12 protein-coding genes are annotated in these 13,370 nt (G+C 38.1%); 10 read left to right on the plus strand and 2 right to left on the minus strand.

The window, feature by feature from the left end:
- Positions 1 to 49 precede the first annotated feature (49 nt).
- Both dnaN and dnaA read right to left on the minus strand, forming a co-directional pair.
- Complete coding sequence (gene dnaN / locus FHR85_RS10610) at positions 50 to 1,195, minus strand: DNA polymerase III subunit beta (RefSeq protein WP_167263019.1); 1,146 nt, start codon at positions 1,193 to 1,195, stop codon at positions 50 to 52.
- A 187-nt stretch (positions 1,196 to 1,382) separates the two neighbouring features.
- Entirely contained in the window at positions 1,383 to 2,729 is a 1,347-nt protein-coding gene (gene dnaA / locus FHR85_RS10615) for a chromosomal replication initiator protein DnaA (RefSeq protein WP_167263021.1), read from the minus strand.
- 1,084 nt (positions 2,730 to 3,813) lie between these two features.
- Between dnaA and rpmH the strand changes: the two genes are divergently transcribed.
- From rpmH to FHR85_RS10665, 10 genes are all read left to right on the plus strand, one after another.
- A complete protein-coding gene (rpmH, locus tag FHR85_RS10620) occupies positions 3,814 to 3,948 on the plus strand; it encodes a 50S ribosomal protein L34 (protein WP_167263023.1) in 135 nt (44 codons plus the stop codon).
- A 120-nt stretch (positions 3,949 to 4,068) separates the two neighbouring features.
- Complete coding sequence (gene rnpA / locus FHR85_RS10625) at positions 4,069 to 4,410, plus strand: ribonuclease P protein component (RefSeq protein WP_167263025.1); 342 nt, start codon at positions 4,069 to 4,071, stop codon at positions 4,408 to 4,410.
- 91 nt (positions 4,411 to 4,501) lie between these two features.
- Positions 4,502 to 5,281: a YidC family membrane integrase SpoIIIJ gene (spoIIIJ, locus tag FHR85_RS10630; protein WP_167263027.1), complete on the plus strand. Its 780-nt coding sequence runs from the start codon at positions 4,502 to 4,504 to the stop codon at positions 5,279 to 5,281.
- Positions 5,278 to 5,910, plus strand: a complete 633-nt coding sequence (gene jag, locus FHR85_RS10635; RefSeq protein ID WP_167263029.1) for an RNA-binding cell elongation regulator Jag/EloR — start codon at positions 5,278 to 5,280, stop codon at positions 5,908 to 5,910. The genes spoIIIJ and jag overlap by 4 nt, the downstream gene beginning before the upstream one ends.
- A gap of 238 nt (positions 5,911 to 6,148) precedes the next feature.
- The gene (gene mnmE / locus FHR85_RS10640) at positions 6,149 to 7,525 is read left to right on the plus strand and encodes a tRNA uridine-5-carboxymethylaminomethyl(34) synthesis GTPase MnmE (RefSeq protein WP_167263031.1); all 1,377 of its coding nucleotides are present in this window, start codon (positions 6,149 to 6,151) and stop codon (positions 7,523 to 7,525) included.
- Positions 7,526 to 7,543: 18 nt separating this feature from the next.
- Positions 7,544 to 9,433, plus strand: a complete 1,890-nt coding sequence (gene mnmG, locus FHR85_RS10645) for a tRNA uridine-5-carboxymethylaminomethyl(34) synthesis enzyme MnmG (protein WP_167263033.1) — start codon at positions 7,544 to 7,546, stop codon at positions 9,431 to 9,433.
- 9 nt (positions 9,434 to 9,442) lie between these two features.
- Positions 9,443 to 10,165, plus strand: a complete 723-nt coding sequence (rsmG, locus tag FHR85_RS10650) for a 16S rRNA (guanine(527)-N(7))-methyltransferase RsmG (protein WP_167263035.1) — start codon at positions 9,443 to 9,445, stop codon at positions 10,163 to 10,165.
- Between the two features lie 214 nt (positions 10,166 to 10,379).
- Positions 10,380 to 11,237 carry a nucleoid occlusion protein gene (noc, locus tag FHR85_RS10655; protein WP_167263037.1) on the plus strand — a complete coding sequence of 286 codons (858 nt, stop codon included), beginning with the start codon at positions 10,380 to 10,382 and terminating at the stop codon, positions 11,235 to 11,237.
- Between the two features lie 411 nt (positions 11,238 to 11,648).
- On the plus strand, positions 11,649 to 12,422 hold the full coding sequence (locus FHR85_RS10660; RefSeq protein WP_167263039.1) for a ParA family protein: 774 nt from the start codon (positions 11,649 to 11,651) through the stop codon (positions 12,420 to 12,422).
- Positions 12,403 to 13,236 (plus strand): ParB/RepB/Spo0J family partition protein, encoded by an 834-nt coding sequence (locus tag FHR85_RS10665; protein ID WP_167263041.1) that lies wholly within the window; start codon positions 12,403 to 12,405, stop codon positions 13,234 to 13,236. The genes FHR85_RS10660 and FHR85_RS10665 overlap by 20 nt, the downstream gene beginning before the upstream one ends.
- Positions 13,237 to 13,370: the final 134 nt, after the last annotated feature.

Below are 13,370 nucleotides of genomic sequence, written 5' to 3' on the forward strand. Positions count from 1 at the left end.
GCCGTAGAGTTAAAAAGTTCTCTTTAGGCTCAGTTGACTTGGAAGTTATTTAGTACGTTCTAACTGGTGTGATGAGTTGTAAAATGTGTTCGGATTCATCAGTCGGTTGAATAATAAATGGACGCATGGCACCTGTGAAACTGATTTTAACTTCTTCAGCATCAATTGCTCTTAAAGCATCAATCATGTATTTAGCATTAAACGAAATCTTTAATTCTTCACCAGAAATATCATTTGTCTTTAGCATTTCTTCTGCTGTTCCGATTTCTGGTGAATTACTTGAGATTTCTACGGTGTTTTGTTCTTGGGTCACTAATTTAACGATGTTATTTCGATTATCTTTTGCAAGTAAACTAGCACGATCAATCGTTTGCATTAGCTCTTTAGCGTTGACATGCACTTCCGTTTTACTTTGATCTGGAATTAAACGCGATGTTTCTGGATAATTACCGTCTAATAAACGAGATAAGAAGAATAAATGCTTCGTTCTAAATAGAATCTGATTATCCGCTACGCTAATCTGAATAGATTCTTGTGATTCATCCAGTATTTTATTTAATTCACTTAAACTTTTACCGGGGATCACAGTGTTTTTGAATTCTAATTGGCTTACGTCCTCTTCCATTGAGACCCGACGTGAAGCTAAACGGTGACTGTCTGTTGCAACAAGTTCTAGTTCACCATTTTCTAATTTAAAATGCACACCCGTTAAGATTGGACGAGTTTCTGATGTTGAAACCGCAAAATTTGTTTGGCGAATTAATGTTTTTAATAAATCAATTGGCATATGAAAACTATTTTCGGTTTCTAACATTGGGAGTTGTGGATATTCTTCTGGGTCTTGTCCGTTTAGTTTGAACTCTGCCTGACCTGAACGAATTAAAATATTCAAGTCACCATCCGATTCTATTTCAACTGTTTCATCAGGTAACTTTTTAATGATGTCTGGTAGGAATTTCGCTTGAACGACAATTTTACCTGGGTTTATATCATGAATATGAATGATCCCATCTTCTTCTTTAGGAATAATGGATTCGATCGTTACATCAGAATCGCTACCTGTTAACGTCACTTCATCTTCTGTCGCTTCGATTTTCATTCCAGATAGGATAGGAATTGTTGTTTTCGGTGAAATAGCTTTCATCACGTCTTGAATGCTTTTCATTAATTGGTCACGGTTAATGACGATTTTCATAAGTGCCTCCCCATAAATACGTGTTATATTATTTATTTTGTTTTAATAATTTCAGTCATAATACTAGTAGGGCATGTGGATTTGTGGAAAACTGTCGAAACATCGCTAATTGCTTGATTATCCACATGTGCATAACTTGTGCTTAAGGTTGTTACTGTTGTCCACATTATTCACAACTTTAATGTGATTAACTTGATTTAATTTGTTCGGTTAATTCATCTATTTCTCTTTGCAGTTGAATATCATCAGCCATCATTTTAGAGATTTTTTCGTGAGCATGAATCACTGTCGTATGATCACGTCCCCCGAATTCTTCACCAATTTTAGGTAGTGAAAAATCCGTTAATTCGCGTGTTAAGTACATCGCAATTTGACGAGGAAAAGCGACTGATTTTGTCCGTTTTTTCGCTGCGAAATCTTCTAAATAGATATTAAATCGATTCGCGATCACTTCTTGGATGCCCTTAATCGTAATTTCTTTTGGTCTAGCATGCGGCACGATATCTTTAAGTGCATTTGCGGCAAGTGAGGCGTCAATCTCTTCATTGACTAGCGATGAGTATGCAACCACACGTATAAGTGCACCCTCTAATTCTCTAATGTTTGTGTCAATTTGATTAGCTATATAGAGCATGACCTCATTGGGAATATCTAAGCCATCTGCTTTTGCTTTCTTGCGTAAAATAGCAATCCGTGTTTCTAAATCGGGTGGTGTAATATCTGTAATTAACCCCCACTCGAACCGTGAGCGCAGTCGATCTTCAAGCGTCGGTATTTCTTTTGGAGGCCGGTCACTTGAAATGACGATTTGCTTATTATCCTCATGTAAGGAATTAAAGGTATGGAAGAATTCTTCCTGTGTTTGTTCTTTTCCAGCTAAAAACTGAATATCATCAATTAGGAGCACATCGACATTCCGATATTTATTACGAAAATCAATCGTGCGATTATCACGAATCGAGTTAATAAACTCGTTAGTGAATTTTTCAGATGACAGATAGACAACCTTAGCATCTGGATTATGCTCAATGACATAATGACCAATCGCGTGCATTAAGTGGGTTTTACCTAAACCAACGCCACCATAAATAAAGAGTGGGTTATAAGCTTTTGCGGGTGCTTCTGCAACAGCTAGTGAAGCAGCGTGTGCGAAGCGGTTTCCAGAGCCTATGACAAAGGTTTCAAAGGTATATTTGGAATTAAGCATGGTTTTGGAATCTTGCTCATTTGATTTTGCTTGATTCACTTTTTTCATAGGTTGAGAATCTTCGTCCTTAGATTGGCTAGATTCAGGTATGACAAATTTAGGCGTTAATTGTGAACCTGTTATGTCATAAACTGTTTCAGAAATTAACTCAGCATAACTGTTTTCTAACCAATCACGAGCAAATTCATTAGGGGCTACAATGTAGATTGCATCACCTTCAATGGATCTTGCTTCTGTTGATTTTAACCAGGTGTCGAAACTGGGTTTACTGACCTTTTTCTCTAGTTCGTTTAGAGTCTGATTCCAGAGGTCGGAGATGTTTTCCAAGCTAGTTTCACATCCTTTCTAAGATGTTTTAATGGATCGATTAAGTCTGTGGATGGTTTAACTATGATTATATGCCAAATGATAACATTTATCGACAACATCCACACTGTTGTGCATAACCATAAAAACAGCCTGTGTAAATTTATTCACAACGTGTCCACAGTCTGTGGAAAACGTATGTTTGGTTATTCATTTATCCACTAGAAAAACACTATAATCATATCAAACTAAACCAGATGTTGCAATGGTTATAACAACTTATCCACATTAAAAACATACCTCTTTATAAATATTATCCACAACCGTGAATGTTGTGGGTTTTGTTGTTTAGAAATGTGGATATAATAAAAAAAGAAATTAGTTTAAAAACAGGGGGTGTGGATAAAAGTTAGGAGCTTGATTTTAGGTGCTGTGGATATAGAGCTGGATTTAGGTGAAAAGAGAATTTGCTTATACTTAATATTTAGTTTAAGTCCGTTGTTGATATTGTGATCCGCTACCGGTGGACGCTTTCCGCGGGCACGGCTCGAGCCAGGCAACTACATCGAATAAGCTTCTTTGGAACTTGCACCGAGGAAGCCTACTTCGAAGCGTTACTAAAGGACGCAGGTGCATCCCTCGGCCTAAAAGCGTGGCCTGTGGGGTCTCGAGACACGTGCTGTTTCCGCAGGAGTCGCCACCTTCGCTCCTCACAATTCAACAACTATGTGCTAGAATGTTTAAAATCAACACTAAGCTTTTAGAAAGCAGTATTTAAAAGAGAGAAAATAAGATTTTGAAATAGGTACTACGTTATTTAATTTTCCATATAAAAGTTAAGTTAGTGGCGTTGCCTGATCTTGTTTAACAGATATTATAGTTTTATCTAAGTTGGACAAGCTGTTGCTTAACTGTGGATAGTTTTATTGAAGTGTTAGAGGACTATTAACATGTGCATATTTTAAATGAATCTCTATTTGAGTTATCCAGAGACTTACGTTATAATGTAACTTGGTTTGTCTATTGACATTCAAGGGAAACTTTTTATATACTATTTTGGACTGCTTATTGAACGTTTAAGTTTGTCGCCTAGGAGGTGTAGAATATGAAACGTACGTACCAACCAAATAAACGTAAACGCAACAAAGTGCACGGCTTCCGCGCACGTATGGCTACAAAAAATGGCCGTAAGACACTAGCGCGTCGTCGTCGCAAAGGTAGAAAAGTTCTATCTGTCTAGACCACTGAAGCTTGATCAGTGGTCTTTTTTCTAGTTTTAGTTTAGTTTTGTGACATGTTAATCGAAAGTCTCGATTTAAAACATAGAGCAGTGATTGTATTACAGTTGGGATGATGATGGTTGAAAAAAGCTTATCGGGTGAAGAAGAATGAAGAGTTTCAAGAGATTTTCAAAAAAGGTGATTCTTTTGCGAATCGTCAACTCGTCATTTATTCATTAAAAAAAGAAGGCCAATCTCATTTTCGTGTCGGTTTTTCTGTTGGTAAGAAAATCGGCAATGCTGTAATGCGTAATCAAATTAAACGATATTTACGTGAGGCATTCCATGAATTAGGACCTTATATTGAAGTAGGATACGATTATATTATTATTGCCAGAATGCCGACACGAGAGATGGGCTATCATGATATTAAAAGTAGTTTACAACATTTATTGAAGAAAACGAAAAAAATTCGTCACTAAAAAGTCTAATAAATTGTAGTATCACTTATGGAATAATGCTAAAATACGTTTAGTAAAATAGCTTTTCTTTGTTTAGAAAGATAGGAGGAACATGAAAGTGAGTAAAAGATTATTACTCATCGGTGTATTAATTGCCATGACAACCTTACTATCGGGTTGTTTTAATATTGATGAACCGATCACATCAGAAAGCGAAGGAATTTGGAATAGTTTCTTTGTTTATCCTTTATCGTTTCTCATCACATATATTGCTGAAGATATTTTCAATCATGGCTTCGGTTTAGCGATTGTGATTGTAACGATTTTATTAAGAACATTAATCTTACCATTGAACATTAAGCAATTGAAATCAACACAAGCGATGCAGATGATTCAACCTGAATTACAAGAAATTCGTGAAAAGTATTCATCTAAAGACGCTGAAACACAGCAAAAATTACAGCAAGAAACGATGTCGTTATTCCAACGTCACGGCGTAAACCCGTTAGCAGGTTGTTTACCGATCTTTGCACAGATGCCGATTTTAATCGCATTCTATCATGCGATCTCCAGAACAGAAGCAATTAGTAATTATGGCTTCTTGTGGTTCCAATTAGGTGATCCGAGCCCGATATTAGCGATTATTACATCCGCAACAACATTTGCGCAGCAGAAGATTATGATGTCAGGCTCATCAGCTGGCGATAATCCGCAGATGAAAGTCATGCTGTATGTTTTACCTGTCATGATTGGTGTATTCGCATTCTTCTTCCCATCAGCATTAGCACTGTACTGGGTTGTAGGTAACTTCTTTATGATTGCTCAAACATTATTAATTCGTAAACCAATGATGCGTGAATTCGAAAAAAATAATGGAGGATCGAAAAAGTGAGAGAAATAACGGCGAGTGGTCTAACAGTTGAAGAGGCAAAACTAAATGCACTTGATCAATTGGATTTGAATGAAGATCAAGTGACCGTTGAAGTGATTGACGAAGGTAAGAAAGGTTTATTCGGCGTATTTGGTACGAAACGTGCTTACGTTAAAGTACAAGAACGAGAAGACTTAGTCAGTGATGGCAAAACGTATTTACAACAAATGGTTGAACAAATGGGCACTTCGAATGTCGATATTAATGTTCACCAGGATGATGATGAAATTAAATATGAGTTAACAGGCGATGAAATCGGAAAACTCATTGGTAAACGCGGTCAAACATTAAATGCTTTACAGTATCTAACGAGTTTAGTCGTTAACCAACATCGAGGTATTCATTATACGGTCGTTGTTGATGCAGAAGGTTATCGTGAACGTCGTAAGGAAACATTAGAACAATTAGCGCATAATCTGGCGAAAAAAGCGACACGCAATCAAGAAGACGTATTCATCGAACCAATGCCATCTTATGAACGGAAAATCATTCATACGGCTCTTCATGACCACAGCGATGTTTCAACTTACTCAGACGGACAAGATCCTAATCGAAGAGTTGTCATTCGTCCACGTGAATTAGACGACTAAAACCAAAGTAGCTAGCCTCTGACCAAGAGGTTAGCTATTTTTTTGGGATTTGGTGCAAGATTTGGTTTATTTGATTCAAAGAAAACTGTGTTTGATTCAAGCAATTAAAAAAGTGGTGCAAGTTTAGTCTTTAACAAGTGAGTTATTCAGTATTTACCAACCGGTATAATTCTTTTCTTTTGACTTGTTTTGTGTTATTGTTTTAAGTTAGGAAATTGATGCGAAAGGGGTGAAGGTTATGGAACAAGATACGATAGCAGCTATCTCGACACCGCTTGGTGAAGGGGCAATTGCGATTGTTCGTTTAAGTGGTGATGAAGCGTTAGCCATCGCGAATCATGTTTTTTCAAATAAAGATTTAACACAAGTAGATAGTCATACCATTCAATATGGCACATTAGTCGATCCGAAAACCGATGAAAAAGTTGAAGAAGTGATGGCTTCCGTGATGAAGGCACCTAAAACCTTCACCCGTGAAGATATTGTTGAGATCAATTGTCACGGTGGTATGGTTTCGGTTAACCGTGTCTTACAACTTGTGCTACGTTACGGTGCTCGCTTAGCGGAACCAGGCGAATTTACCAAGCGCGCCTTTTTAAATGGTCGAATTGATTTATCGCAGGCTGAAGCGGTCATGGACTTAATTCGTTCTAAAACAGACCGTGCGATGTCGCTTGCTTTGAAACAAATGGATGGTCGTTTATCACAATTAATCCGTGACTTACGCCAACAACTAATCGAAACGGTTGCGCATGTTGAAGTGAATATCGATTATCCAGAATATGATGACGTTGAAGAAATGACGAATGAGTTATTAAAAGAGCGGGCACAAAATGTCAAAAATGAAGTTCACACGCTATTACGAACCGCAAAGCAAGGGAAAATTTTGCGTGAAGGAATCGGTACAGCCATTATTGGTAAGCCGAACGTCGGAAAATCTTCCTTAATGAATATATTAGCTCATGATGATAAAGCAATTGTGACTGAGGTACCTGGGACAACGCGTGATGTCATTGAAGAATACGTCAATGTGCGCGGAGTTCCGTTACGCCTGATTGATACAGCAGGGATCCGTGAAACAGAGGATATTGTTGAGAAGATCGGGGTAGAACGGTCTCGCCAGGCACTTCAAGATGCGGACTTAATTTTGCTTGTCTTAAATGGCAATGAACCATTAACTGAAGAGGATCGAGCCTTGTTCGAAGCGGCCAAAGATCTTGACGCAATTGCGATTGTGAATAAAACAGACTTAAACCAACAAATTAATATGGATGAAGTAAGAGAAGTAGCCCAAGGTTCACCTGTGATTACAACATCACTGATTGAAGAACAAGGCATTGACGAATTAGAACAAGCGATAGCTGATACGTTCTTCGATGGTGAAGTTGACCAAGGTGATCTGACTTATGTATCGAATGTGCGTCATATTCAATTACTCGAGCAAGCGAATGAAGCATTAGATGATGCTCTAGAGTCAATGGAAATGGGAATGCCATTAGATCTCGTTCAAATAGATATTACAAGGACGTGGGAATTACTCGGTGAAATCATCGGTGAAGATGTCAGTGAATCACTCATTGATCAGTTATTCTCCCAGTTCTGTTTAGGAAAATAATTAAAGGAGGTTATCGTCATGTATGAAGCAGGACGTTACGATGTTATTGTCATCGGTGCGGGTCATGCAGGCGTCGAAGCAGGTTTAGCGGCAGCAAAACGCGGAGCAAAAACGCTAATGCTCACACTAAACCTTGATTTGATAGCCTTTATGCCATGTAACCCATCGGTTGGCGGTCCAGCTAAAGGCGTTGTTGTTCGTGAAATCGACGCGCTAGGTGGACAAATGGGGAAAACAATTGATAAAACCCATATTCAAATGCGTTTACTCAATACAAGTAAAGGCCCAGCTGTTCGCGCATTGCGAGCTCAAGCTGATAAAGTATTATATCAACAAGAAATGAAACGCGTGCTTGAAAATCAAGAAAACTTAACCTTAAGACAAGGAATGGTTGAAGAATTACTCGTTGAAGATGGAGCTGTTAAAGGCGTTAAAACAGAAACGAAAGCTTGTTATTACGCCGACCAAGTCATTGTGACGACAGGTACGTTTATGCGCGGTAAAGTGTTGATTGGTGACATTGAGTATCAAAGTGGTCCAAACAATCAACGACCAACCATTACACTATCTGAACAGTTAGATGATCTGGGCTTTGATATTGTTCGTTTCAAAACAGGAACGCCAATGCGTGTGAATTCTCATAGTATTGATTATTCTAAAACAGAAATCCAGCCAGGAGACGAAGTACCACGTGCGTTTTCTTATGAAACAACGGAGTATATCTTAGATCAAATTCCATGCTGGCTCACGTATACAGGTGAAGTGACTCACCAAATCATCGATGATAACTTAGCAAAATCTGCGATGTATTCAGGTGCTGAACGTGGAACTGGACCAAGATATTGCCCATCAATCGAAGATAAAATCGTACGTTTTAATGATAAGCCACGTCACCAAGTTTTCTTAGAACCTGAAGGACGTCAAACAGACGAAGTGTATGTGCAAGGCTTATCGACATCACTACCTGAGTATGTTCAAAAAGAAATGCTTGAAACAGTTCCAGGCTTAGAAAACGCTGAAATCATGCGTGCAGGCTATGCGATTGAATATGATGCTGTTGTACCGACACAGTTATGGCCAACACTTGAAACGAAGAAAGTCGATGGTTTATTTACGGCTGGTCAAATTAACGGCACAAGTGGTTATGAAGAAGCGGCAGGTCAAGGTTTAATGGCTGGTGTGAATGCAGCGGCTAAAGCACTTGATAAAGAAACGCTTATTTTAGATCGTTCACAGGCCTACATTGGGGTTATGATTGATGACCTCGTAACTAAAGGGACGGATGAACCTTACCGTCTATTAACATCACGTGCTGAATATCGTTTGTTGTTACGTCATGACAACGCCGATTTACGCTTAACAGACATCGGTTATGATATGGAATTAATTCCAGACGAACGTCATGAACGATTTAATCACAAGCAAGAACTAATTGAAGCGGAAATCAAACGCTTATCAGAGGTTCGTTTGAAACCAACAGATGATGTACAACAAACGATCCAAGATAAAGGCGGTTCACCACTCAAAGATGGTGTATTAGCTGTTGATCTTCTACGTCGACCTGAAATGACTTATGAAACGATCGTGCAATTGGCACCACGTGATCATGAATTACCAGTAGAAGTAGAAGAACAAGTTGAAATTCAAGTTAAATATGAAGGTTATATTAAGAAGTCTAACCAACAAGTCGATAAGATGCGTAAAATGGAGAATAAGAAGATTCCAGAAAATCTTGATTATGATGATGTCGATAATTTAGCTACTGAAGCGCGAGAACGTTTGAAGCGTGTACGCCCATTATCAGTAGGGCAAGCTTCACGCGTATCAGGTGTTAACCCAGCGGATGTTTCCATTTTACTCGTTTATCTTGAGCAAGGTAAGCATGCTAAAGTAGCAGCGAATGAATAGAGGGTGCTTATGGACGAAAATCAATTCCAAGAAGCCTTGCAAGCGCAAGGTATTTCGTTAACTGAAACACAATTACAGCAATTTCGAACGTATTATGACGTGTTAGTTGAATGGAATGAAAAGATGAACCTGACAGGCATCACTAATCGAGAAGATGTTTATCTAAAACATTTTTTCGATTCCATTTCAGCTGCTTTTTATACCGATTTTGCTTCAGAACCATTATCAATCTGTGATGTAGGGGCAGGAGCTGGTTTTCCATCGATTCCACTCAAAATTGTGTTTCCACATTTACAAATCACGATCGTCGATTCGCTAAAAAAACGGATTACTTTCTTAAATCATTTAGCTGATCAATTAAACCTATCTGATGTTGCATTTTATCATGACCGCGCTGAATCATTTGGTAAAAACACCAAATTTCGTGAAACATTTGACCTTGTTATTGCACGAGCTGTTGCAAGAACATCAGTATTAAGTGAATTATGTTTACCACTCGTTCGAACAGGTGGAACATTCATGATGATGAAAGGTGCCGATATAAGTAAAGAGCTTGAGCAAGGTGGTATGGCGATTAAAGCTTTAGGTGGTGAATTAGTTGAAACGTCTGAATTTCAACTACCAATTGAACAAAGCGAACGTCATATTGTCCTGGTCAACAAGAAGCGAAAAACATCTAATAAATATCCTAGAAAACCTGGCACACCAAACAAAGACCCGATCGAATCTTAAATGATTTATGCAGTTTTTGGCGGATAGTGGCGATTGATAATTTAGAAGTTTTTCTTTATATTTCGATTCATTCTATGGTATTATAATAATAGAGTGCATAGATTGAAGCGGTTTTAAATAAGTTGTTGAGTAGTAATAGAAATGAAATGTTTCACGTGAAACATTTCATTTTTTACATAGCTTAAGAGAGTTGTAGAAGGTAGGTGCCAACAGGATGAGTTCGCTAAGTAGATTGTTTGGCAAAGGGGAAACGAAAGACGATTCGCAAAATGAAATTCAGACGAATGAAGTGGTTGATTTAGAGATTGAACGTATTGAGCCAAACCAATATCAACCAAGAACGATTTTTGATGAAGATAAAATTGCTGAATTGGCCCAAACAATTCATACCCACGGAATGATTCAGCCGATCGTCGTTCGTCAATTAGAAGACGGTGAATCATATGAATTGATCGCTGGTGAACGCAGGTGGCGTGCTGTATCAACTTTAGATTGGAAAACAATACCTGCTATTATTAAGAATATGACTGATACTGAAACAGCATCAGTTGCTTTAATTGAAAATTTACAGCGTGAGGAATTGACCGTCATAGAGGAAGCAATTGCTTATGATCAATTACTTCATTCACATGGACTAACACAGGAAGCATTAGCGCAGCGCTTAGGTAAAAGTCAGTCAACGATTGCAAATAAGATGCGCCTGTTAAAATTACCTAGTGTGGTTCAACAAGCTTTATTAAATAAACAAATTTCTGAGCGACATGCCAGAGCGCTGATTCAACTTCAAGATGAAACGTTGCAGGAGCAAGTTTTATCTCAGATTATTGAAGAACAATTAAGCGTTAAACAAGCGGAGGATCGAGTTGACTCGATTCTCAATCCGGAAGAAAAGGCTGACGAAAAGAAAAAATCAAAACCCAAAGTTCAAGGCGTTAACAAAGACATAAGAATTGCGCTTAATACGATTCGTCAGTCGCTTAGTATGGTGCAAGATACTGGCATGGATGTAGAGACTAAAGAAGAAGATGACGAAGATTATTACCAAATTACGATTAAATTACCAAAGAAATAAAGAACAAAGTTTGTTTTTCCCATCTTTAATGTAAAGATGGGACTTTTTTCACTTCATACAAGATTGATTTTAGTGAAGGATTGAATATAAGACTATTTTTAATAAGAAGGCTATGTTAAATTTTGATGTTTATTCAATGATTACTGTTATAAACTCATAGTTGTTGAATTGTGAGAAGCGAAGGTGGCGACTCCTGCGGGAATAGCACGAGTCTCAAGACCCCGAAGGCCATGCCTTTAGGCCGAGGAGGCTTGAGCCGTGCCCGCGGAAAGCGTCCACCGGAAGCGGATCACAATATCAACAACGAACTTTAACAAAGCTTATAAGAAAAGACTTAAGGTAATTATACTCGTAATGATCTTTTCGTGATAGAATACTAATATCGATGTTTAAATTTAGGCAGGTGACATTATGGGCAAAGTAATCTCCATGGCTAACCAAAAAGGTGGCGTTGGAAAGACAACATCAGCAGTGAATTTAAGTGCTTGCTTAGCAAACTTGAATTATAAAGTATTACTAGTTGATATTGACCCACAGGGTAATGCAACAAGTGGTGTCGGGATCAACAAAGGCGATTTAGATTCATGTATTTATGATATTTTGATAGAAGAAGAGGATGCACATTCTGTCTGTGTAGCATCGAAAGTACCTAATTTAGATGCAATTCCTGCAACGATACAATTAGCAGGATCTGAAATTGAACTTGTACCGACAATTTCAAGAGAGTTACGGTTACGCAAGGCATTAGAATCAATACGTCATGATTATGATTTTGTGATCATTGATTGCCCACCATCACTTGGATTATTAACTTTAAATGCTTTAACGGCTTCAGATAGCGTGATTATTCCAGTCCAATGCGAATATTACGCATTAGAAGGTTTAAGCCAATTACTTAACACAGTTCGTTTAGTTCAAAGAAGATTGAATCAACATTTGCAAATCGAAGGTGTGTTGCTAACAATGCTTGATGCACGTACAAATTTAGGCATACAAGTCATTGAAGAAGTAAAGAAATACTTCCAAGACAAAGTGTTTGATTCAGTTGTACCAAGAAATGTTCGTTTAGGTGAGGCACCAAGTCATGGTGAACCTATTATTCAGTATGATTCAAAATCAAAAGGTGCAGAAGTTTATAGTGACTTAGCGAAGGAAGTGATTGCCAATGGCCAAAGGGTTGGGTAAAGGACTAAATTCTATTTTTCAAGATGTCGATTACCATGCTGAGTCGGTTCAAGAAGTCGATATGAGTCAATGTCGGGCGAACCCATATCAGCCCCGGAAAGTATTTGATACAGAGGCTATTGAAGAATTAAAAGATTCAATTTTAGAACACGGCGTTTTGCAACCTATCATTGTCCGTCAAGCGATTAAGGGATATGAAATTGTGGTTGGTGAAAGACGTTTCCGTGCGTCTAAAGAAGCCGGCTTAACGACTATTCCAGCAGTTGTTCGTGAACTGACAGATGAACAAATGATGGAGATGGCATTACTTGAAAATCTACAGCGTGAAGACTTAAGCCCGATAGAAGAAGCGGAAGCATTTGACCGTTTAATCAATGAGTTGAAAATTAGACAAGATGATTTAGCGAAGCGTCTTGGTAAAAGTCGGCCACATATTGCGAATATGGTTCGTTTATTATCCTTGCCAGAACGGGTGAGAGCCCTAGTTAATAGTAAAGAACTATCAATGGGGCATGCGCGTGCACTCTTATCAATTAAGGACGAAGAACAGTTGATGTTAGTGACAGAAAAAATTCGTAAAGAAGGTTTAAATGTCCGACAAACTGAAGAATTAATTACGAAATTAAATAATAAACCTAAAAAGAAAACGAAAGAGAAAAAAGATGTTTTTATTTCGTCCAAAGAATCTGAGCTGCAAGAACGGCTTGGTACAGGTGTGAACATTCAACAAGGAAAGCGAAAAGGGAAAATCGAAATTGAATATTTTGATCGAGATGACCTAGATCGCATTATTGAGTTATTAACGAATGCTTAACATATAGTCTATCCTTTATTAAGGGTAGGCTCTTTTTTCAGGCTCTAAAATATTTGTTGGGGTAGATACACAATTTAGCGTGAAGGTTTGATGGTGGCCGTTGGCATCATGTGATCCGCTTACGGTGGATGCTT

The organism is Alkalibacillus almallahensis, from assembly GCF_011761495.1.
Classification (GTDB): Bacteria; Bacillota; Bacilli; order Bacillales; family Alkalibacillaceae; genus Alkalibacillus; species Alkalibacillus almallahensis.